Source organism: Kineococcus arenarius subsp. arenarius, from assembly GCF_050871845.1.
Classification (GTDB): Bacteria; Actinomycetota; Actinomycetes; order Actinomycetales; family Kineococcaceae; genus Kineococcus.
In genome coordinates this window covers 1-22,058 of sequence record NZ_JBJLSE010000066.1, presented here as the reverse complement: position 1 = coordinate 22,058, position 22,058 = coordinate 1, and the positions used below count along the sequence as shown (strand labels likewise).

The window sequence follows — 22,058 nt, the reverse complement described above, 5'->3', positions numbered from 1 at the left end:
CCACGCCGCCGAGCATGATCAACCAGCTCGGCAGCAGCTCTTCGCGGGCCTCCTCGGCGACCTCGACCAGTCCGCGTCCTGAGCCCCTTGACACCGATCACCCACATAAGCGGGATGACCGTGAAGTTGGCTGGTGACGCTCGACACCTCACATCGACGTGGCGGCGACACGACGCGCCTGCTCGCGTCGGCGTGCTCGTTTGAGGCTTACCGAGCACGCCCCGGCGACGAGGGTCGGCAGGCCCCACACGGCCGGCGGGATCTCGTAGAAGTGGGCCGCCACCCAGATGGCGAACAGCGGGAGGAGAGGAAGTGAGAAGGGACGCTGGTGCCAGCGACGACGGCGGAGGGCCGGTGCCGCGCGCATCTCGTCTGAGCCGGTCACCGGCTCAGCCTGACGCCTGCAGCCATCCATCGCGTGCTCATCGACAGATGAGGGAAGTCGACCGACCATGATCGCGCCCGGAAGGCGGGATGACCGAGCGGTCCAGCGGTCTTTGCGCGCGTCCACTGCATCATCGATGCTCGTGGAGACGGCCGACCGTCGGCGCTCGTCAGACGACTCAAGGGTGGTCTGGTGCCTGCTGGGCTCACCGGCACCGCCCGCCTACGCTGCTGCGGTGAGCAGAGCGTTGGATGAGGGGCCGTTCTTCCATGGCACGAAGGCTGATCTGCGGGTCGGTGACTTCCTCACTGCGGGTTTCCGGTCCAACTACCGTCCCGAGATCGTGATGAACCACGTCTACTTCACCGCGCTTCGCGACGGTGCCGGACTGGCTGCCGAACTCGCGGCCGGGGACGGTGCCCCGCGCGTGTACGTCGTCGAGCCGACCGGGGCGTTCGAGGACGACCCGAATGTGACCGACAAGAAGTTTCCCGGCAACCCCACCCGGTCCTACCGCAGCGCCGCTCCGCTCAAGGTCGTCGGTGAGGTCAGCGACTGGACACGACTGACACCTGAGGCATTGCGGATGTGGAGGGAACGCTTGTCCGCTCTACGTGCGGACGAACGAGGCGAAATCATCAACTGAGGTCGAGGACACCGCGGGCGCCCGCGTCGTCGAGCGGTGGCGGCTGTGCGGTGACCGCGCGGAAGGACCCCTGAGTACGCGCTCCGAATCAGCGGCGGCCGTGGCCGGCCAGGGGCGACGTCGACAGGAGGCGGTGGAGCCGTGACTCCACTGTGGCCCGGCACTGGGCGCCATCGCTTCGACCCCGAGGGTGCCTCCTCCTGGCAGACGGACATCGGCTACTTGTTGACTTCCCCCACGGCGACGGCCCGGCCAGGCTGGAGCCGAGGTGCCCGGCGTGACGCTCTCATATCGGCTGCCCATCCCGGGTGGGTGTGGCTCTCACATGGCGTGCGGAGCGTCGGGCGCCGCCCGACGGGGACGTGGCTCAAGAAGGGTCTGTCTCACTCGAAGTAGCGCTGCCCGACCTCGTCAGCAGGACCGGCCCCACCGCCTTGGTGCGGCCGGCGGCGATGAGAGGGGGGCGCGGCATGGACGTCGACTCCGGTGTGATCATCGGGATGGACCCGCACAAACGCTCGTCGACGATCGAGGTCCTCGATCGACGTGAACGCATCCTGGGTGGTGCTCGCTTTACCACCGACACCGCCGGCTACCGCGAGATGCTCGCCGTGGGGCGTGCCTGGCCGCGGCGGGTCTGGGCGGTCGAAGGCGCCGGCGGCATCGGCAAGCTCCCCCGCACGCGGGAGGTGCCCCCACTGGCCCAGCGCTTGGTCGCCGACGGCGAGCAGGTGCTGGACGTGCCGGCGAAGCTGTCGGCGCGGGCGCGGGAGGGGGTACCTCCCACGCGCAGCGTGGGGGAGTCTCCACCGGGCAGGGCCGCAAGACCGACGTCACCGATGCGCACTCCATCGCCCTGGTCGCCTTGCGAACTCCCGTCCTGCGTCGGGTCGAGGTCGACGCGGAGAACGTCGCGCTGCGTCTGCTGGTCGATCGCCGCGATGAGCTGGGAGTGGCTCGCAGCCAGTTGATCAATCGCATCCACAAGTTGCTGCTGGAGCTGCTGCCCGGCGGGGCCAAGGTTTTCCTGACTGCGCCGCAGGCCAAGGCACTGCTGGCCACGGTCCGCCCGCGCGACATCGTCGGGCGGACCCGGCGGTCGCTGGCGGCGGAGAAGATCGCCGAGCTGGCGGTGATCGACAAGAAGATCAAGGCCGCGAAGAAGGAACTGACCGAACTGATCACTGCCACCGGCTCGGGTCTGCTGCAGTTGAACGGCATCGGCCCTTCGGGTGCTGCACGGCTGCTGGGTGACGTCGGGGACATCGCCCGCTTCCCGACCAAGGCGCACTTCGCGTCCTGGAACGGCACCGCACCGATCGATGCCTCCAGCGGGGACAACAACCGCCACCGCCTGTCACGCTCGGGCAATCGGCGCATCAACCGAGTGCTGCACATCATGGCGATCGTGCAGATGCGCCACGCTCCCCCGCGAGCGGGAGGTACCCCCACCGAGGGGCGGGCGTACTACCGGCGCAAGCTGGCGGCGGGCAAGTCGTCGATGGAGGCCATCCGCTGCCTCAAGCGGCGCTTGTCGGATGTGGTTTACCGGCAGATGGTCGCCGACGCGCAGGCCACCACGAGCCCGGCCGAGCCGGCGGGAGGCATCGTTGACGACGTCGCCGAGGTCACGGCTGCTGAGGTGCTGCTGACGGGTCCGGGAGGACAAGCGGGGGCGGCTGCTGGCTCCAGCGCGACCGGCTCGGACCCCGGCACCGGCTCTTCGGAGAAGTCACTTCCCGGACCCGCCGCGTCCATCGTCGTCAGCCACCGACGAGGCCGCAAGACCCCCGCTCGACCCCGCCCTTGACACAGAAGGGAGCCATGACCGCGCGGTGCTCAGCAGTCGTCAGGACCCGGCAGGCACGTCCTGAGCGCCGTTCCAGACGAGCAGGCCGTCCGGCCCGCGGCGGGCGCCGGCCGCCACCGGGTGCGGGGTCGTCCGCCCGTCCGGCATGACGTGCTCGACGTCCACCCCGCGCCCCAGCACGGCCACGTCGGCGATGAGGCGGCGGTGGCAGCGCCACCACACCCCCTCGCTGCACATCACCGCCACCGGGGTGCGCGCGGACTCGGCGAGGAGGTCGTCCAGGGCCTCGGTGAACTCCGGGGTGCGGGTGTGCGCGGCGTAAGCCCGGAAGGCCGCCACGGTCCACCAGGTGTCCACCTCGGGCGTGCCGGCCGGCACGTGGCGCCGCCCGCCCAGCCGCGGCTCCCAGCGGTAGGCGACGCCCTCCTGCGGCAGCCACTCCCGCAGCGCGTCGCGCGCGACGTCGGGCGAGGTGCGGCTGCCGGGGAAGCGCCGCACGTCCACCAGGAGCCCCACCCCGGCGTCGGCGAGGCGGCGGCCCAGTTCGGCGCGGTCGGTGCGGCCGTGCCCGAGGGTCCGCAGGGGCGGCCTCACGACCGGCCGCGCCCGGGTGCGGGACCGGTGGACCCGCCGCTCGCCTCCACGTCAGTCCGCGCCGGCCATGACCGGCAGGAGCTCGACCTCCGGGTGCAGCCGCTGGAAGCTGGCCAGGCGCCAGCGGTCCGCGAACAGGGCCAGCGCCTGCCCGTCGCTGCGGAAGACCACCTCGCTGCCGCGGTCGGCGTCCACGACCGCGGCGTGGCGCGCGTCGATGCGGCGCACCTCGGAGTACGGCAGCGGCTCGATGCGCAGCGGGGCGCGGAACTCCTGCGCCATGCGGTGCGCGGCGACCTCGTACTGCAGCGGCCCGACGGCTGCGACGACCGGCTCGCCCTGACCGCGGCGCTCGGAGTGCATCAGCTGGACCACCCCCTCGGCGTCCAGGGCGGCCAGGCCCTGGCGGAACTGCTTGCCGTGGCTGAGGTCCAGGGCCTGGGCGATGCCGAAGTGCTCCGGCGTGAAGGCCGGGATGGGCGAGAACGTCACCGCCGGCCCCTGGAAGAGGGTGTCGCCGACACGGACGTGAGCGGCGTTGACCAGGCCGATCACGTCCCCGGGCCAGGCGTGCTCGACGGTCTGGCGGTCCGAGCCGAACACCGTCTGCACGTGCTTGAGGACCAGCGGGCGCCCGGTGCGGGACTCGGTCACCGTCATGCCCCGCTGGAAGGCGCCGGTGCGGATGCGCGCGAAGGCCAGCCGGTCCCGGTGGGCGGGGTTCATGCCGGACTGGACCTTGAAGACCTGCGCGCTGAAGGGGGCGTCCAGGGCGCGCTCGCGGCCCTGCGCGTCCAGGGGCGCCAGCGGGGGCGGGGCGAGGTCGGCCAGGGCCTGCAGCACCTCGCCCACGCCGAAGTTGACGACCGCGGCGGTGAACAGCACCGGGGTGCTGCGGTGCCCCAGGAAGGACTCCCGGTCGAAGTCGCCGCCCAGGGCCGCCAGCAGCTCGCTCTCCTCCTGCGCCTGGACCCAGGCGTCGCCCTCTGCGCGCCCGGCGGCCGCGGCGTCCATCCGCTCCACCCCCGCCAGGCTGGCCCCGCCGGGCGTGCGGGTGAAGCGCGCGTAGTCCCCGGTGCGGCGGTCCAGCACCCCGCGGAAGTCGCCGGCGATGCCCACCGGCCAGTTCAGCGGCGCGGGCTGCAGGCCGGTGACCTCGGCGATCTCGTCGAGCAGCTCCAGGGCCTCGCGCCCCGGCCGGTCCCACTTGTTGATCACGGTGACGATGGGGATGCGCCGGTGGTGGCAGACCTCGAAGAGCTTGCGGGTCTGCTGCTCCATGCCGTTGGCGGCGTCGACGAGCATGACCGCGGCGTCCACGGCCGCCAGGACCCGGTACGTGTCCTCGGAGAAGTCCGAGTGCCCGGGGGTGTCGAGCACGTTCAGCACGCGCCCGTCGTGGTGCAGCTGCAGGACGGCGGAGCTGATGGAGATGCCGCGCTGGCGCTCCATGTCCTGCCAGTCCGAGACCACCCCGGCACGCCCGGCCTTGCCGTGCACGTGCCCGGCCTGCCGGATGGCGCGGGCGTGCAGGGCCAGGGCCTCGGTGAGCGTGGACTTGCCCGCGTCGGGGTGGCTGATGATCGCCAGCGTGCGCCGGCGCGCGGCCTCGGCCACGACCTCCGGCCCCACCGGCACCTCCGTGCCGACCGGCGCTGCGCTCACGACACCCCCCGCTCCCCGTGCTCCTGGACCCCTGACCCTACGTCCGCGCGCGGACGCGGACGGACCGCGCGCGGCTCACGCCCCGCCGAGGCGCAGGTGCTCGGCGTCGATGCTGTCGGCGCGCACCAGGTCGTCCTCGAAGTCGACCTCCACCACGTCGAACTGCGAGACGTCCACCGGCACGACCCGCACTCCCCGTTCGATCGCCGTCTCCAGGCCGCGCTCGAAGTAGTCCGTGTCCGCGCAGGCGCGCAGCTCCTCCACCAGGACCCGCTTGTCCGCGCTGGACACGTAGTTGATGCCCACCGCCTCCCCCAGGCCGCCGACGACGGTCTTGGACAGCTCGCGCACGAACCCCTCCGCGTCGACGGTGTACTTGACCTCCTCCTCGCCCACGGCGGCGGTGTTCACGCACACGAACGTCTCGTCGCGCTCCAGCCACGGCAGCACGTGCTGCAGCACGCGCGGGTCGAAGACGACGTCGCCGTTCATCCACAGCACCCCGCCGGGGTGCGAGGTCGTCAGCGCCCGCAGCAGGCTCTTGGAGGTGTTCGTGGAGTCGAACAGCTCGTTGTACGCGAACAGCACGTCCGGGCGGGCCTCCATGATGACGGTGGCCTTGAAACCCACCACGACGGTGATCGGCACGTCCTCGCCGAGCACCGAGCGCAGGTTCTCCACCTGCTGCTCCATGATGGTGCGCCCGTCGCGCAGCCGGGTCTGCGACTTCGGCAGCGGCCGGCCCAGCCGGGTGCCCAGGCCCGCGGCCAGGATGACGACCTGCACCCCGGGGCGCTCGTGGTCCGTGGTGCTCACGTCCGTGGTGCTCACGCCCGCACCTCCCCCGCCGGCAGGACCAGGTCGAGGACGCGGTCGGCCGCGTGCCCGTCCTCGGCGTGGCAGAACGTCTTCTGGAACGCCGCGTAGCGCTCCTCGAAGCGGGAGCGCACCCCGTCGAGGTCGGCGAGCGCGTCCATGACCTCCTCCGACTCCGCGACCATCGGCCCCGGGGCGATCTCGTGCGGGTCGAAGTAGAACCCGCGAAGCACGTCGCGGTACCGGTCCAGGTCGTAGACGTAGTAGACGATCGGCTTGCCGGTGACGGCGAAGTCGAACTGCGTGGAGGAGTAGTCGGTCACCATCGCGTCGGCGGCCAGGTACAGGTCGCTGATGTCGGGGTGGAACGACACGTCCCGCACGCCGGGCACGTCCAGGCCCTCCAGGGCCGCGGAGACCATGTAGTGCAGTCGCAGCAGCAGGACGTGGTCGGGACCCAGGCGCTCGGTGAAGCGCTGCAGGTCCAGGGCCAGGCGGAAGTCCGGGCCGTCGCCGAACAGGTCGTCGTCGCGCCACGTCGGCGTGTACAGCACCGCCGTCGTGCCGTCCGCGACGCCCAGCTCGGCGCGCACCCGGGCACGGCGCTGCTCGGCATCGTCAGCGCTGAGGACGTCGTTGCGCGGGTACCCGGTGACGTGCACCGGGCCGTCGAACCGGAACGCCCCCGCGAGCGGGCCGACGCTGGCGTCGTTCGGGGACAGCAGCAGGTCCCAGCGGGCCACGTCGCGGTCCAGCCGGTCCAGGCGACCGGCGGGGGCGAACAGCACGTCGCGGTGGATGCGCTTGAGCGGCGTGCCGTGCCAGGTCTGCAGGTACGTGGTGCCCGGGCGCTTGTCCCAGTCGAAGTCCAGGTGGGTGTTGGAGACCACCAGGTCGGCGGACTCCAGGGCCGCGACCGCCTCCGGGGAGTCGATGTCCACCGTGGCGGTGCCCGCGGGGAAGCCGTGCGCGTGCGCCGGGGTCGACAGCCAGACGTGCTCGGCGTCGACGCCACCGCGCGCCAGCAGTCGCTCGTGCAGGGCGCGCGGGTTGTCCGAGTACCGCCCCTCGAAGCTGTGGTAGACGATCTTCACGGCACCCCTCGTCGTTCCGGGCCGGGGCGGACTCCTGGTTCGGTCGTGCCCTCGGCGAGATCGTTCCCGATGATGGGGCACGGCCGCGCAGCGCGCAGCACCGTGCCCCGCCCGGTCCCCGCGCCGGGTGGTGCGGGGACCGGGTGGCGAGCCGGGGACTCAGCCCGCGACCGCGTCCAGCCGCAGGTGCTCGGCGTCGATGCTGTCGGCGCGCACCAGGTCGTCCTCGAAGTCGACCTCCACCACGTCGAAGCGCGAGACGTCCACCGGCACGACCCGCACCCCGCGCGCGATCGCCGTCTCCAGGCCGCGCTCGAAGTAGTCGTCGTTCGCGCAGGCGCGCAGCTCCTCGATCAGCACCGCCTTGTCGGCGGCGGAGACGTGGTTGATGCCCACCGCCTCCCCCAGCCCGCCGGTCACCGTCTTGGACAGCTCGCGCACGAACCCCTCCGCGTCGACGGTGTACTTGACCTCCTCCTCGCCCACGGCGGCGGTGTTCACGCACACGAACGTCTCGTCGCGCGCGATCCACGGCAGCGCAGACTGCAGCAGGCGCGGGTCGAAGACGACGTCGCCGTTCATCCACAGCACCCCGCCGGGGTGGGAGGTGCTCAGCGCCCGCAGCAGGCTCTTGGAGGTGTTCGTGGAGTCGAACACCTCGTTGTAGGCGAACAGCAGGTCGGGGTGGGCCTCCATGACGACCATCGCCTTGAACCCGACGACCACGGTGATCCGCACGTCGGGGCCCAGGACGGCGCGGACGTTGTCGACCTGCTGCTGCATGATGGTGCGCCCGTCGCGCAGGTGGGTCTGCGACTTCGGCAGCGGCCGGCCCAGCCGGGTGCCCAGGCCCGCGGCCAGGATCACCACCTGCACGTCGAGGGGTCCACGGTCCGTGGTGGTCACGCTCGCACCTCCGTGCGGTTCAGGGCCAGGTCGAGCACGCGGTCGGCCGCGCGCCCGTCCTCGGCGTGGCAGAACGTCTCCTGGAAGACCTCGTAGCGCTCCTTGAACCGCACCCGCACGTCCTCCAGGTCGGCCAGGGCGTCCAGGACCTCCTCGGAGGTCCTCAGCAGCGGGCCGGCGGCGATCCCCTGCAGGTCGAAGTAGAACCCGCGCAGCACGTCGCGGTAGCGCTCCAGGTCGTAGACGAAGTGGACGATCGGCTTGCCGGTGACGGCGAAGTCGAACACCGCGGAGGAGTAGTCGCTCACCAGGACGTCGGCGGCGAGGTACAGGTCGTTGACGTCCGGGTGCCGCGAGACGTCGACGACGCCGGGCACGTCCAGGCCGCTCAGCGCGTCGGGCACGAGGTAGTGCAGCCGCAGCAGCAGCACGTGGTCTCGGCCCAGGCGCTCGGTGAAGCGCTGCAGGTCCAGGGCCAGGCGGAAGTCCGGGCCGTCGCCGAAGCGGTCGTCGTCGCGCCAGGTGGGTGCGTACAGCACCGCCGTGGCGCCGTCCGCGACGCCCAGCTCGGCGCGCACCCGGGCGCGGCGCTGCACGGCGCCGGGCGCCAGCAGCGCGTCGTTGCGGGGGTACCCGGTGACGGGCACCGGCCCGGGGAAGCGGAACGCCTCGCGCAGCGGCACGGCGGCGGCCTCGCTGGGCGCCAGCAGCACGTCCCAGCGGGTGACGTCGTCGTCGAGGAGGCTCATGACGTCCTCGCCGTCGGGCTGGGTGAAGTGCGCGTCGCGGTGGATGCGCTTCAGGGGCGTGCCGTGCCAGGTCTGCAGGTACGTGGTGCCCGGGCGCTTGTCCCAGGCGGGCAGGTGGTTGTCGGCGATCACCAGGTCGGCGGACTCCAGCGCCGCCGGGGCGCCGGGCGTGCCCAGGCCGACGGTGGTGGTGCCGGCGGGGAACGCCCCCGCGTGGTCGGGACCGGCCAGCCAGACGTGCTCGGCGTCGACGTCGCCGCGGGCCAGCAGTCGCTGGTGCAGGGCCCTGGGGTTGTCGGAGTACCGCCCTCCGAAGCTGTAGTAGACGATCTTCACGGTGTTCCTGTCGTTTCGGGCCGGGACGGGCTCGTGGACGGCCCGCCCTCGGCGCAGGCGCCCATGATGCCCGCTCGAGCCGCCTGCCGGATCCGCTGAGCCCCGTTCGGGCGCGCGGCAGCCCCCGCGCGCGGTGCGCGCGGGGGCTGCCGCGGGGTCCGCCGGGCGGCTCAGGCCGGGCGGCTCAGGCCAGGCGTGCCCGGAGGTTCTCGTCCAGGCTGCCGAGGAACTCCTCGGTGGTCTGCCACTGCTGGTCGGGGCCGACCAGCAGCGCCAGGTCCTTGGTCATCTTCCCGCTCTCGACGGTCTTGACGACGACGTCCTCGAGGGTCTCGGCGAAGCCGGTGACCTCCGGGGTGGAGTCCAGCTTGCCGCGGTGCGCCAGGCCCCGCGTCCACGCGTAGATCGAGGCGATCGGGTTGGTGGAGGTGGGCTTGCCCTGCTGGTGCTGGCGGTAGTGGCGGGTCACGGTGCCGTGCGCGGCCTCCGCCTCCACCACGGAGCCGTCCGGGGTGGTCAGCACCGACGTCATCAGGCCCAGCGAGCCGAAGCCCTGCGCGACGGTGTCGGACTGCACGTCGCCGTCGTAGTTCTTGCAGGCCCACACGTAACCGCCCTCCCACTTCAGGGACGCGGCGACCATGTCGTCGATGAGGCGGTGCTCGTAGGTGATGCCCGCCTCGGCGAACTTCTCCTTGAACTCCGTCTCGAAGACCTCGGCGAAGATGTCCTTGAAGCGGCCGTCGTAGGCCTTCAGGATCGTGTTCTTCGTGGACAGGTACACCGGGTACTTCCGCGCCAGGCCGTAGTTGAGCGAGGCGCGCGCGAAGTCGTAGATGGAGCTGTCGAGGTTGTACATCGACAGCGACACGCCGGCGCCGGGGGCCTGGAAGACCTCGTGCTCGATGGGCTCGGAGCCGTCCTTGGGGGTGAAGGTCACCGTCAGGGTGCCCTCGCCGGGGAACTTGAAGTCGGTGGCGCGGTACTGGTCGCCGAAGGCGTGGCGGCCGACGATGATCGGCTTGGTCCAGCCCGGCACCAGGCGCGGCACGTTCGAGATGATGATCGGCTCGCGGAAGATCACGCCGCCGAGGATGTTGCGGATCGTCCCGTTGGGCGAGCGCCACATCTTCTTCAGGCCGAACTCCTCCACGCGCGCCTCGTCAGGCGTGATCGTGGCGCACTTCACCCCGACGCCGGCCTTCTGGATGGCGTGGGCGGCGTCGACCGTGACCTGGTCGTCGGTCGCGTCGCGGTGCTCCATCCCCAGGTCGAAGTACTGCAGGTCGACGTCCAGGTAGGGGTGGATCAGCCGGTCCTTGATGAACTGCCAGATGATCCGGGTCATCTCGTCGCCGTCGAGCTCGACGACCGGTCCCTGCACCTTGATCTTGGCCACGTGCGCTCTCCTCCTGACCGTGGGCCGGCCCGCTGCGGGACGGCTTCGTCTCGACCTCGTCTCGACGTCAAGCTACCGGGCCCGGGCGGCCGCGGCGTCGGCACCCGTCGCGCGGTTCGGGTCGCGGGCGGCCGGGCGCGTACGCTGCCGCCCCGTGAGTGGTCTCGACGCGCCCGTGCACGACCCCGCCCCCACGGGCCCCGCGGACCCCGCGGCCCCGGACCCGCGCAGCACCGCCGGCAAGCTGGCCGAGCTGCACCGCCGCGCCGAGCAGGCGGTGGCCGCCGCCGATGAGCGGGCCGCGGCCAAGCAGCACCCGCGCGGCAAGAAGACCGCCCGCGAGCGCATCGCGGCGCTGGTGGACGAGGGCTCCTTCGTGGAGCTGGGCGGCATGGCCCGCTCGGGCGCCACCGCCTTCGGCATGGCGAGCAAGCACGTCGACGGCGACGGCGTGGTCACCGGCCACGCCACGGTGGACGGGCGCCCGGTGGCCGTGTACGCGCAGGACTTCACCGCCTTCGGCGGCTCCCTGGGCGAGGTGCACGGCGCGAAGATCGCCCACCTGCAGGAGTGGGCGGCCACGAACGGCTGCCCCGTCATCGGGATCAACGACGGCGGCGGCGCCCGCATCCAGGAGGGCGTGGCCTCCCTGGTGCAGTACGCGCGCATCTTCCGCCGCAACGTGCACGCCTCCGGGGTGGTCCCGCAGATCTCGCTGATCGCCGGTCCCTGCGCGGGCGGGGCGGTGTACTCCCCGGCCCTGACGGACTTCACCGTCATGGTCGAGGGCACCAGCCACATGTTCGTCACCGGCCCGGACGTCATCCGCACCGTCACCGGCGAGGACGTCGGCTTCGAGGAGCTCGGCGGCGGGCGCACCCACGCGACCCGCTCGGGGGTGGCGCACCACCTGGCCGAGGACGAGGACGAGGCGATCGGCTACGTGCGCGACCTGCTGTCCTTCCTGCCGAGCAACAACCTGTCCGAGCCGCCGGTGCTGCCGGCGGAGGACGCGCGCGGCCTGGAGCCGGACGAGACCGACCTGGCGCTGGACGCGATCGTGCCGGACTCGGCGAACCAGCCCTACGACATGGGCGCGGTGATCGCCGCCGTCGTCGACGACGGCGAGTTCCTGCAGGTGCACGAGCTGTTCGCCCCCAACGTGCTCACCGGCTTCGGGCGGGTGGAGGGGCGCACGGTGGGGATCGTGGCCAACCAGCCCGCGCAGCTGGCCGGGACGCTGGACATCGACGCCTCGGAGAAGGCCGCGCGCTTCGTGCGCACCTGCGACGCGTTCAACGTGCCGGTGCTGACGCTGGTGGACGTGCCCGGCTTCCTGCCCGGCGTGGGCCAGGAGCACGGCGGCATCATCCGCCGCGGCGCGAAGCTGCTGCACGCCTACGCCGAGGCGACGGTGCCGCTGGTGACGGTGATCACCCGCAAGGCCTACGGGGGTGCGTACATCGTCATGGGCTCCAAGGAGATGGGCGCCGACGTGTGCCTGGCCTGGCCCACCGCGCAGATCGCCGTCATGGGTGCGCAGGGCGCGGTGAACATCCTGCACCGCGCCACCCTGAAGCGGACCGAGCAGGACGGCGGCGACGTCGAGGCCCACCGCGAGCAGCTGGTGACCGAGTACGAGGACGAGCTGGCCAACCCGTACGTGGCCGCCGAGCGCGGCTTCATCGACGCCGTCATCGCCCCGTCGCAGACCCGCGCGCACGTCACCCGGGCGCTGCGGGCGCTGGCGGGCAAGCGCGCCTCGCTGCCGGCGAAGAAGCACGGGAACATCCCCCTGTGAGCGCACAGCCGACCGGCCCCGCCCCCGGCCCGACCCCCGCCCAGGCAGCGGCGGGCCTGCTGACGGCGCTGCGCATCGAGCGCGGGCACCCCGAACCGGAGGAGCTGGCCGCGCTGACGGTGGTGCTCACCCGGCTGGCCGCGGCGCCCGCCGCGCCCGCCGTGCCGCCACCGCCGCCGCCGGCCTCGAGCTGGGCGGACCGCCGGCGCGCGCTGGGCCTGGACCCGGCGCCCGGACCGGACGGCTGGCGGGCCAGCGCCCTGCCGCGGGCGAGCCGGTGGTGACCGGCGGGTGAGCACCCCGGGGCCCCGCCCGCCCGGCGCGGTGCGGGTGGTGCACGCCGCCGACGTGCACCTGGACTCCCCCCTGCGCGGGCTGCGGCGCCTGGGCGACGACGCCGTCGCGCAGACCCTGCGGGTGGCGACGCGCGGCGCGCTGGAGCGGCTGGTCGCGCTGTGCGTGGACAGCGGCGCCGACGCCCTGGTCCTGGCCGGCGACCTGTACGACGGCACCTGGCACGACTACGCCACCGGGCGCTTCTTCACCCGGCAGGTGCAGCGGCTGGACGACGAGGGGGTCCGCGTCTTCCTCGTCTCCGGCAACCACGACGCCGAGAGCCAGATCACGCACTCCCTGACCCTGCCGGGCAACGTGCACCGCTTCTCCGTGGACGGCCCCGAGACGGTCGTGGACGAGCACCTCGGCCTGGCCGTGCACGGCCAGGGGTACCGCACGCGGGCGGTCTCCTCGAACCTGGCCGCCGGCTACCCGGGCCGGGTGCCGGGCGTGGCGAACGTCGGCCTGCTGCACGCCACGGTCGACGGCAGCCAGGGCGAGCACGAGCGGTACGCGCCGTGCTCGGTGGCCGACCTGACGGCGCTGGGCTACGAGTACGTCGCCCTGGGGCACGTGCACGCCCGCGAGGTGCTGGCCACCGGCGCCACCACGATCGCCTACTCGGGCAACCTGCAGGGCCGGCACCCGCGCGAGACGGGCGCCAAGGGCGCCCACGTGGTGGACCTGGTGCCCGGGCAGGAGGCACGGGTGGCCTTCCACGCCCTGGACGTGGCCCGCTGGGAGTCGCTGGCCGTGGACGTCACCGGCGCCGCGGACGTCGCCGAGGTCGCCGGCGCGCTGCACCGGGAGATGCTCGCCGCCCGGGAGGCCGCCGGGGACCGGCCCGTGGTGGTGCGCGCCCGCCTGCACGGGCCCACCGCGGCCGCCGCGGCCCTCGCCGACACCGAGCGGCTGCGCCAGGAGGCGGAGCAGGCCGCCGAGGCCGCGGGCGTGGTGCTGGAGAAGGTGGAGTCCCGCGCCCGCCCGCCGCGCGCCGGCGGCGGCGACGACCCGGAACTGCTGGAGGCGGTGCGCCGCGCGGCGCAGGCGATGGCGGGCGACCCGGCGCTGACGCAGCACGTGCGGGGCGTGCGCAACGAGGTGGGCCGGCTGCTGAAGGAGGCGGACCTGCTGGACCTGGGCGACCCGCGCGCGCTGCGCGCGCTGGCCGAGCGCGCCGCGGAGGACCTGACCACCCGCCTGGCAGGGGGCCGCTGATGCTGCGGCACGTGCGCCTGGCGCCCTACGGCGCGTTCGAGGCCGCCGAGATCGCCCTGGGTCCGGGGCTGACGGTCGTGGTGGGGCCCAACGAGTCCGGCAAGTCCACGCTGCTGGCGGCGGTGGAGGACCTGCTGTTCGGGTTCGAGAAGAGCCCGCGGTACGCGTTCACGCACGCCCGCGCCCGGCTGCGCGTGCACGCCCGGTGGGACGACGGCGACGGCGCGCGGGAGCTGGTGCGCTCCTCGCGCGGCCTGCTGGCCGGCGACGGCGACGAGGCGGTGCCGGCGCCGTGGGCGCAGGACGGCTGGGACCGCACCGCGTGGGTGCAGCGCCTCGGCCTGGACCACGAGCGGCTGCGCGCGGGGGGCCGGCTGGTGCTGCGCGGCGACGGGGACCTCGCGGCGCTGGTGTTCACCGCCCACCACGGCAGCGGCGCGCAGGAGCTGCTGGAGTCGCTGGACGCGGAGGCGGACGGGCTGTGGCGCCCGCGCGGCAGGTCGGTGCTGAAGGAGCACCTGGCGGCGGTCGAGGCGCTGGACGCCGAGCTGGCGCGCACCGCCGTGCGGGCCGGGGAGGTCGAGGCGGCCCGCACCGCGCTGGAGGCCGCGCGGGAGGGCGCCGAGCGGGCGCTGGAGCGCTGGCGGGGCGAGCGCGCCCGGCACGAGGCGGCCGAGCTGCGGGTGCGGCTGGCACCGCGGGTGCGGGCCGCGCTGCGCGAGCGGGTGCGGTCGGCGGAGCTGGCGGCGGAGCTGGCCGGCGCGGGCGGTGCCCTGGACGCGGCGGCCGTGGACGCGCACGCGGCCGCCGTCGCCGTCCGCGACGCCTCCTCGGCCGCGCTGGTGGCGCTGGAGCAGCGGGCGCAGCGGCTGAGCGCCGACCGGGCGCGCTGCACCGTCGAGGAGGACGTCCTGGCCGCCGGCGAGGAGCTCGACGCGCTGCTGGGCGCGCGCCAGGCCCGCGCCCAGGACGCGGACGAGGCCGCCGAGGCGCGGCGCACGGCCGCCGAGGCCCTGCGGGAGGCCCGCGCGGCGCTGGCGGAGCTCGGCCCGGTGCCCGACGGCGCCCTGGAGGAGGTCGTGCCGGCCGTGCTGGCGCGGCTGCGGGTGCCCGCCGACCGCGCCGCGGACCTGTCGGCGCGGGCGGCGGCGTGCGCCGACGCCGAGGCCGAGCTGGCCCGCGCGCGCGACGAGCTGGCCGCGGCGCGCACCGCCGCGGCCCGCACCGCCACCACCGCCGAGGTCGCCGAGGACGACGCGGCGCTGCTGCGCGAACTGGTCGGCGCGGCCGAGCGGGAGGGCTCCGCGCTGCGCACGTGGCGGGCGGCGCTGGCCGAGCGGGACGCGCGCACCGCCGCGGCCCGCGCCGCCGCCGTCGCCGCCGGTGCCGTGGACCCGGACGCGGCCGTCCTGGAGCAGCCCGCGCTGGACGACGCCCTCGTGCGGCAGCGGCACGAGGCGCTGCTGGCCGCCGGTGCGGAGCTGGAGCGGGCCGCCGCCGGGCGCGAGCGCTGCGAGCGCGCGGCCCGCGCGGCGGAGGCCGAGCTGGCCGAGGCGTCCGCCGGCGCCGGGAGCGCCGGCGAGGAGGAGCTGGACGCGGCCCGCGCCGCCCGCGACGCCGCCCTGGAACCGGTGCGCGCCGGCGCCGCGCTGGACGCCGCCGCCGCCGACGCCCTGCTGGCGGCGGTCGCCCGCGCCGACGCCGCCGCCGACGCCCTGCTGGAGCACGCCGAGGCCGCCGCCCGGCTGCGCCAGCTGCGCCGCGAGGCCGAGCGCGCCGCCGCCGAGGAGCGCGCTGCGACCGCCGCCGAGCAGGCCGCCCGCCGCTGCGCCGAGCAGGCCCGCGCCGCCCGGGACGAGCTGTTCGCCGCCGCCGGGGTGCGGGCCCCCGAGCAGGACCCCTCGGCCGTGCTGGCCGCGCTGGCGCAGCTGGGTGCCGAGCGGGCCGCGGCGGCCGCCGCCGACGGGCGCGCCGGCCAGCTGCGCGCCGACGCCGACGCCCAGCTGGAGCGGCTGGCGGTGGTGCTGGGGCGCTGCGGGCGCGCCGGCGCCGCCGACGCCGGGCTGGAGCCTGCGCTGGAGACGGCCCGGGCGGTGCTCGCCGCCGCGGCCACCGCCGCCGAGGAGCGGGCCCGCAGCACCGAGCGCGAGCGCGCCGCGCAGGAGGCCGCCGAGCGGTGCGCGCACCGGGCGGAGGAGGCCGAGCGGGCCGCGCAGGCCTTCGCCGCGGCCGCGGCCGCCGCCGGGCTGCCGGACGGGCTGGGGCCGCAGGGCTGGGCGGCCCGCGCGCGGACGCTGCAGGTGGCGGTGGAGCGCGCGGACGCGGCGGGGGCGGAGCTGGCCCGCGCGCTCGCGCGCGAGGAGCGCGCCGGGGCGTTCGCCGCGGACGTCGCGGACGTCGCCGCCCGCCTGGGCGCCGCGTGCGACGCCGGGCGAGCGGAGTCGGTGGGCGCGGCGCTGTCGGCGCTGGCGGAGCGGCTGCGCACCAGCCGGGCCGACGCCGGCACCGCCGCCGCCCTGGAGCGGCAGCTGGCCGAGGTGGCGGACGAGCGCGCCCGCGAGCAGGCCCGCCGCGACGCCGCGGAGGCGGAGCTGGCGACGCTGCGGAGCACCGGCGAGGACCTGCCCGCGCTGGCCGAGCGCGCCGCGCGCAGCGCCGGGCTGCTGACCGCGCGCGCCGCCGAGCAGGCGGAGCTGGCGGCCCTGGCCGCCGAGGCGGGCGACCGGGACGCCGTGGCGCGGCTGCTGGAGGAGGTGGGCCCGCGCACCGACGCGGACCTGCGCACGGACGCCGAGCAGCTGGGCGCCGCCGCCGAGGCGGCGCACGAGGCGTGGGCGCAGGCGCGCGAGGCGGTGGGCCGCGCGGAGACGGAGCTGGAGCGCCTGACCAGCGGCGCGGACGCCAACGTGCTGGCGGCGCGGCGCGCGGAGGCGATCGCGGAGCTGCACGCCGCCACGGAGCGCTACGTGCAGGTGGACCTGCAGCGCACGGTGCTGCGCCGGCAGCTGGAGGAGTTCTCCGCGGCGCGGGAGAACCCGCTGCTGGTCGACGCCGGCCGCGTGCTGGCGGTGCTGACGGCCGGGCGCTGGACCGGCCTGAGCGCCGTCGACGACGGCGGCAGCCGCCGCCTGGCGGTGCGCCGCGGCGACGGGGAGGTGCTGGAGGGCGTGGACGGGCTGTCGGAGGGCACCGCGGACCAGGTGTTCCTGGCGCTGCGGCTGGCGGCGATCGCCGCCGAGCACCGCCGCCTCGTGCAGGCCGGGCGGGGCCCGCTGCCCGTCGTGCTCGACGACGTGCTGATGACGTTCGACGAGTCCCGCACGGGTGCGGCGCTGGCGGCGCTGGCGGAGCTGGCCCGCGAGGTGCAGGTGGTGCTGCTGACCCACCACGCGGACGTCGCCGAGCGGGCGGCGGGCCTGGCCGGCGACGGCCACGACGTCACGGTGACGCGGCTGCCCGCTCCCCCGGCGGCCGCGGACCTGGCCGCCGGGGCCGCGAGCGGTGCCGCCCGCCCGGCGAAGCCGTCGCGACCGGCCGGCGCCGACCCGCAGCTGGTGCGGGCGTGGGCGCGCGGGCAGGGCCGGCAGGTCGCCGACCGCGGGCGGGTCAGCGAGCAGCTGGTGCTGGAGTACCTCGCCGCCCACGACCTGTCCTGAGCGCTCAGCCCGCCCCGGCCGCCGCGTACGAGACCCCGAGCCGGGCGGCGACCTCGTCGAGGGCGCGCATCCCCGCCACGACGTCGGCGGCGGGGCGCAGCGGCGTGCTGGTGCGCCCGGCGCCGATGCAGGCGGCGACCTCGGTGGCCTGGTGGTGCAGGCCGCCGTGGTCACCGGGCTCGGGGTCGCTCCAGCGGTCCAGCAGGCGGCCGTCGGCGGCGCGCAGCTCGACGTCGCCGGGGGTGAAGAACCGCCCGGGCAGCACCAGGGTCGCGTCCGTCCCGGCGATCACGGCCGTGCAGGGGGTGACGCTGAACAGGGTGGTGTGCAGCACCGACTGCCGGCCGCCGGCGTGCGCGAGCAGCGCGGAGGCCTGGCCGTTGACGCCGGTGGGGGCGTCCTCGCCGGAGGCGTGCACCGCCTCGGCCGGTCCCAGCGCCCACGTCGCCAGCGCGGTGAGGTAGCTGCCGAGGTCCAGCAGGGTGCCGCCGGCCAGGGCCGGGTCGAGGATGCGGTGGCCGGGCTCGAAGTGCTCGCCGTGGTCGGCGAGCAGGGTCCGCACGTCGCCCAGCAGCCCGCGGTCGAGGACCTGGCGCACGACGTCGAAGCGGGGCAGGAACAGCGTCCACATCGCCTCGGCGCAGAACACCCCGCGGGCGGCGGCGGCCCCGGCGACCTCCTGCGCCTGGGCGGCGTCCAGGCCGAGGGGCTTCTCCACCAGGACGTGCTTGCCGGCCTCGACCGCCAGCAGCGCCAGGTCGCGGTGCGTGTGGTGCGGGGTGGCGACGTAGACGACGTCCACGGACGCGTCCGCCAGCAGCGCCTCGTACGAGTCGTGGGCGACCTCGACGCCGGCGGCACCGGCGAATCGCTGCGCCGAGGCCCGCCCGCGCGAGCCGACGGCGACGACGCGCTGGTCGGTGGAGGCGGCCAGCGCGGCGGTGAAGCGCTGCGCGATCCACCCGGTGCCCAGCACGCCCCAGCGCAGCGCCGGCACGGCCTCGCGGCGGCGGCGCGGGGCGGGCAGGCGCAGCTCCGCGGCGCTCACCGCTGCACCGCCTCGGGGCGGCCGGAGCGCATCGAGGCGATCGCGGCGGCGGCGACGCGCTGGGCGGCCACCCCGTCGGCGGCGCTCGCCAGCGCGGGGTCCACCGGCCCGCCGCGGGCGGCGTCCACCCACGCCTGCAGCTGCAGGCGGTAGGCGTCGGCGAACCTCGGGCGCCAGTCGGGGTCGTGCACGCGCCCGTGCCGCAGGTCGCGGTCGACCTCCAGGCGGGCGGGCACCGGCAGCGTCGCGGCGCCCTCGGAACCGGCGACCTCGCAGCGCACGTCGTAACCGTAGCGAGCAGCCAGGAACACCTCGACGGTGCTCAGGGCGCCGTCGGCGGTGCGCAGCAGCAGCACCTGCGGGTCCACGAGCGCCGGCTCCCCCGCCGTCGCGGCGGCGGGCGCGTGCCAAGACACCTCCACGGCCTCGCTGCCCAGCAGCCACGGCACGACGTCGAGGTCGTGGATCGCCGAACCGGTCACCGACGACTCCGACGTCGCGCCCGGTCCGGGGGCCACGCCTCGGCTGACGTGGTGCACCAGGACGGGCCGGCCCAGCTCCCCGCCGCGCAGCGCCCGCGCCAGCGCGGCGTACCCGGGGTCGAAGCGGCGCATGAACCCGACCGCGAACGGCGGCGCCCCCGGCGCCGACGCCGCGGCGGCCACCTCCAGGGCGCCGTCCAGCGTGGGTGCGAGGGGTTTCTCGCACAGCACCGGTTTCCCCGCGGCCAGGGCCGCGGCGGCCAGCTCCGGGTGGGTGGCGTCGGGCGAGGCGACGACGACGGCGTCCACGTCAGCGGCGCCGACCAGCTCCAGCGGGTCGGCGAGCACGCGCGCTCCCCCGGCGTCGGCGGCCGCGGCGGCGGCCCGGGCGGTGTCGGGATCGGCGACGGCCGTGACCGCGGCGCCGCTGACGAAGCGGTGCAGCGTGCGGGCGTGGTCGGCGCCCATGACCCCGGCACCGGCCACGCCCACCCGCAGGACGCGCTGGGTCACGCGCGCACCTCGCGGCGGCGCCCGGCGTGCTCGCGCAGGCGCGCGACGGTGTCGGCGGTGTCGGCGTCCTCGCGCAGGCAGTCCCGCAGCACCTCCGCCTGCGAGGGCGGGTTGATGCGCCCGACCGGCTGGTCCAGGTCCAGGTCGGTGGGGAACGGGTACCCCTCGGCGGAGGCGGCGATCACGTTGCCCAGCACCTCGTCGGGGACGCCGGCGGCGCGGCGGGCGCGCAGCTCCGGGTACAGCGCCTCGCACACCGCCAGGCGGTCCACGACCTCCAGGGAACGGCCGAACGCGGAGGAGACCTGCAGCAGGTTCGCCATGCGCTTGACGTCCGCGGACACGTTGGACCCGGCGCAGTGGAACAGCGCGGGGTTGAAGAACACCGCGTCGCCCTTGCGCAGCGGCAGCTGCACGTGGTGCTCGTCGAAGTAGGCGCGGAACTCCGGCAACCCCACCGCCAGGTAACCGGGTTCGTACTTCTGCGAGTGCGGCAGGTACATCGTCGGCCCGGACTCCACGGGCATGTCGACGTGCGCCACCGCGCCCTGCAGCGTCATCACCGGCGAGAGGCGGTGCACGTGCGCGGGGAACCGCTCGGCGGTCTGAAGGGGCATGAACCCCAGGTGGTAGTCGCGGTGCGGGGTCTGCGCGGTGCCGCCGGGGTTGACGACGTTGAGGTCGGAGATGACCTGGTACTGCGGGCCCAGCCACGCCGTGGAGACGAGGTCGACGACGTCGGTGGCGTAGTAGTCGCAGAACACCCCCGGGTCCCGGCGGGCGAGCTTCTCCAGCGCCCCCCACACGCGGTCGTTCGCGCCGGGCTTGGCGAAGTGGTCGCCGGCGGTGACGCCGGAGGCGTGCTGCTCGTCGATCATCGCCTGGTACGCGGCGGTGGCGCGGTCGACGACGGACTCCTCGAACGCCCCCGCGAACACGGCGATGCCGGCCCCGTCGGCGAGGACGCGGGCGATCTCGTCCTGCGCCTCGCGGCGGGCGCTCTCACCGCCGCCGGACAGGTGGGCGCGCAACCGCTCGCCGTAGACGGGCACGCCGCGCTCGACGCGGTCGGCCAGGGGCACCTCGTCCGGGTCGGTGCCGGCCTCGACGAGGCGGCGGAACTCGTCCAGGTCGCAGTCCTCGCGGGTCAGCCAGGTGGTGGAGCGGCGGGTGGCGGGTGCGGTCACGGGGGAACCTCCTCGGCTCGGCGGCCGGTGGGCCGGTGGCCTCTCACCGGTGAGGGCCACGCCCGTGACGCTACGGCTCGCAGCGGCGTCGCGGGCCTTGCCGATCCGTCATTTTCCCACCATCCTCGCGCCGTGCCCCGCACCTTCCGCGTCCGCGACATCGCCTGGCAGGCCGGGGTCTCGGAGACCACCGTGGACCGGGTCCTCAACGGCCGACCGGGGGTGCGCGCCACCACCGTCGACGAGGTGCACCGGGCGATCGCGGACCTGGAGCGCCAGCGCACCCAGCTGCGCCTGACGGGGCGCACGTTCGTCGTGGACGTCGTCGTGGACGCCCCGGAGCGCTTCACTTCCGCCGTGCGCGACGCGCTGGAGCGCACCCTGCCGGTGCTGCGCCCGGCCGTGCTGCGCTGCCGGTTCGACTTCTCCGACGAGGCGCCCGCCGGGCAGGTCGCGCAGCGCCTGCTGCGCGCCGCGCGGCGCGGCTCGCACGGCGTGGTGCTCAAGGCCCCCGACCACCCCCGGGTGCGCGAGGCGGTCGGTCGGCTGCACGAGCGCGGGGTGCCGGTGGTCACCCTGGTCACCGACCTGCCGGGCAGCGCCCGCGTCGCCTACGTGGGCATCGACAACCGGGCGGCCGGGGCGACCGCGGCGTACCTGGTGGGCCGGTGGGGCGGGCCGGGCGCGGGGACGGTGCTGGTGGCGCGGGGCCGCTCCACGTTCGAGGGGGAGGACGCGCGGTTCGAGGGGTTCCGGCGCACCCTGGGCGAGCACTTCCCGCGGATCGCCGTGCGGGAGGCCGCCGACGGGGCGCCGCTGGCGGAGCTGGTGCGCGCGGCGCTGCGCGAGGACCCGGGCGTGGACGCCGTCTACTCGATGTACGCCTCGGGCAGCTCCGCGGGTGTGCGGGAGGCGTTCGCGCAGGCGGGCCGGGCGTGCCGGCTGTTCGTCGGGCACGACCTGCACCCCGAGCACGAGCACCTGCTGCGCACCGGGGAGCTGGACGTGGTGCTGCACCACGACCTGCCCGGGGACCTGCGCCGGGCCTGCCACGCGCTGCTGCAGGCGCGCGGGGAACTGCCCGGCGCCCCGCACTCGTGGCCGTCGTCGGTGCAGGTCGTCACGCCGTTCAACCCGCCGCTGCCCCTGCCCGCCCCCTGACCCCCCTGCCCACCTCGGGGGGGAAACAATGTTTTCGCCCCGGGGGGGGCCCACGGGGGGCGGTTAACATGGTTTTCGCCGGTGGGGGGGGGGTGATGGGTGGGGGGGGGGGGGGTGGGCGGCGCCCCCCCCCCTCCGCGGCGCTCACCGCTGCACCGCCTCGGGGCGGCCGGAGCGCATCGAGGCGATCGCGGCGGCGGCGACGCGCTGGGCGGCCACCCCGTCGGCGGCGCTCGCCAGCGCGGGGTCCACCGGC

General features: G+C 75.5%; 17 protein-coding genes and 1 pseudogene. 7 read left to right on the top strand and 11 right to left on the bottom strand.

The features are described from left to right. Window positions 1–148 precede the first annotated feature (148 nt). On the bottom strand, window positions 149–385 hold the full coding sequence (locus tag ACRYM0_RS14825) for a hypothetical protein (RefSeq protein ID WP_432506339.1): 237 nt from the start codon (window positions 383–385) through the stop codon (window positions 149–151). A 235-nt stretch (window positions 386–620) separates the two neighbouring features. On the opposite strand from ACRYM0_RS14825, the gene arr reads away from it, so the two are divergent. Together arr and ACRYM0_RS14810 are read left to right on the top strand one after the other, a co-directional pair. Further along, window positions 621–1,031, top strand: a complete 411-nt coding sequence (arr, locus tag ACRYM0_RS14820; protein WP_432506338.1) for an NAD(+)--rifampin ADP-ribosyltransferase — start codon at window positions 621–623, stop codon at window positions 1,029–1,031. A 470-nt stretch (window positions 1,032–1,501) separates the two neighbouring features. Continuing rightward, a pseudogene (locus ACRYM0_RS14810) lies at window positions 1,502–2,841 on the top strand (IS110 family RNA-guided transposase). A gap of 39 nt (window positions 2,842–2,880) precedes the next feature. Here the strand turns inward: ACRYM0_RS14810 and ACRYM0_RS14805 are convergent. From ACRYM0_RS14805 to ACRYM0_RS14775, 7 genes are all read right to left on the bottom strand, one after another. After that, window positions 2,881–3,435 (bottom strand): DUF488 domain-containing protein, encoded by a 555-nt coding sequence (locus ACRYM0_RS14805; RefSeq protein WP_432506335.1) that lies wholly within the window; start codon window positions 3,433–3,435, stop codon window positions 2,881–2,883. Window positions 3,436–3,486: 51 nt separating this feature from the next. Next, window positions 3,487–5,100 carry a peptide chain release factor 3 gene (locus ACRYM0_RS14800; protein ID WP_432506334.1) on the bottom strand — a complete coding sequence of 538 codons (1,614 nt, stop codon included), beginning with the start codon at window positions 5,098–5,100 and terminating at the stop codon, window positions 3,487–3,489. A 75-nt stretch (window positions 5,101–5,175) separates the two neighbouring features. Beyond that, a complete protein-coding gene (locus tag ACRYM0_RS14795) occupies window positions 5,176–5,931 on the bottom strand; it encodes a phosphocholine cytidylyltransferase family protein (protein ID WP_432506332.1) in 756 nt (251 codons plus the stop codon). After that, complete coding sequence (locus ACRYM0_RS14790; RefSeq protein ID WP_432506331.1) at window positions 5,928–7,010, bottom strand: CDP-glycerol glycerophosphotransferase family protein; 1,083 nt, start codon at window positions 7,008–7,010, stop codon at window positions 5,928–5,930. Before ACRYM0_RS14790 ends, ACRYM0_RS14795 begins: the two co-directional genes overlap by 4 nt. Before the next feature lie 159 nt (window positions 7,011–7,169). Then, entirely contained in the window at window positions 7,170–7,916 is a 747-nt protein-coding gene (locus ACRYM0_RS14785; RefSeq protein ID WP_432506329.1) for a phosphocholine cytidylyltransferase family protein, read from the bottom strand. Then, window positions 7,913–9,001: a CDP-glycerol glycerophosphotransferase family protein gene (locus tag ACRYM0_RS14780; RefSeq protein WP_432506328.1), complete on the bottom strand. Its 1,089-nt coding sequence runs from the start codon at window positions 8,999–9,001 to the stop codon at window positions 7,913–7,915. Before ACRYM0_RS14780 ends, ACRYM0_RS14785 begins: the two co-directional genes overlap by 4 nt. Window positions 9,002–9,185: 184 nt before the next feature. Beyond that, the gene (locus tag ACRYM0_RS14775; protein ID WP_432506326.1) at window positions 9,186–10,400 is read right to left on the bottom strand and encodes an NADP-dependent isocitrate dehydrogenase; all 1,215 of its coding nucleotides are present in this window, start codon (window positions 10,398–10,400) and stop codon (window positions 9,186–9,188) included. Between the two features lie 175 nt (window positions 10,401–10,575). Between ACRYM0_RS14775 and ACRYM0_RS14770 the strand changes: the two genes are divergently transcribed. The 4 genes from ACRYM0_RS14770 to ACRYM0_RS14755 are packed head-to-tail and all read left to right on the top strand — an operon-like array spanning window position 10,576 to window position 17,411. After that, window positions 10,576–12,201, top strand: coding sequence for an acyl-CoA carboxylase subunit beta (locus tag ACRYM0_RS14770; protein WP_432506341.1), 1,626 nt, complete (start codon window positions 10,576–10,578; stop codon window positions 12,199–12,201). Beyond that, on the top strand, window positions 12,198–12,485 hold the full coding sequence (locus ACRYM0_RS14765) for an acyl-CoA carboxylase subunit epsilon (protein WP_432506324.1): 288 nt from the start codon (window positions 12,198–12,200) through the stop codon (window positions 12,483–12,485). Before ACRYM0_RS14770 ends, ACRYM0_RS14765 begins: the two co-directional genes overlap by 4 nt. A 7-nt stretch (window positions 12,486–12,492) precedes the next feature. Continuing rightward, the gene (locus tag ACRYM0_RS14760) at window positions 12,493–13,755 is read left to right on the top strand and encodes a metallophosphoesterase family protein (RefSeq protein WP_432506322.1); all 1,263 of its coding nucleotides are present in this window, start codon (window positions 12,493–12,495) and stop codon (window positions 13,753–13,755) included. 11 nt (window positions 13,756–13,766) lie between these two features. Then, a complete protein-coding gene (locus ACRYM0_RS14755; protein WP_432506321.1) occupies window positions 13,767–17,411 on the top strand; it encodes an AAA family ATPase in 3,645 nt (1,214 codons plus the stop codon). Between the two features lie 4 nt (window positions 17,412–17,415). On the opposite strand, the gene ACRYM0_RS14750 is transcribed toward ACRYM0_RS14755, so the two are convergent. From ACRYM0_RS14750 to ACRYM0_RS14740, 3 genes are read right to left on the bottom strand one after another with little or no spacing between them, the layout of a single operon-like run. After that, window positions 17,416–18,459: a Gfo/Idh/MocA family protein gene (locus ACRYM0_RS14750; RefSeq protein WP_432506319.1), complete on the bottom strand. Its 1,044-nt coding sequence runs from the start codon at window positions 18,457–18,459 to the stop codon at window positions 17,416–17,418. Beyond that, entirely contained in the window at window positions 18,456–19,454 is a 999-nt protein-coding gene (locus tag ACRYM0_RS14745; protein WP_432506317.1) for a Gfo/Idh/MocA family protein, read from the bottom strand. Before ACRYM0_RS14745 ends, ACRYM0_RS14750 begins: the two co-directional genes overlap by 4 nt. Beyond that, window positions 19,451–20,641: a phytanoyl-CoA dioxygenase family protein gene (locus ACRYM0_RS14740; RefSeq protein WP_432506315.1), complete on the bottom strand. Its 1,191-nt coding sequence runs from the start codon at window positions 20,639–20,641 to the stop codon at window positions 19,451–19,453. The genes ACRYM0_RS14745 and ACRYM0_RS14740 overlap by 4 nt, the downstream gene beginning before the upstream one ends. Before the next feature lie 132 nt (window positions 20,642–20,773). On the opposite strand from ACRYM0_RS14740, the gene ACRYM0_RS14735 reads away from it, so the two are divergent. After that, window positions 20,774–21,802, top strand: coding sequence for a LacI family DNA-binding transcriptional regulator (locus ACRYM0_RS14735; protein WP_432506313.1), 1,029 nt, complete (start codon window positions 20,774–20,776; stop codon window positions 21,800–21,802). Window positions 21,803–22,058: the final 256 nt, after the last annotated feature.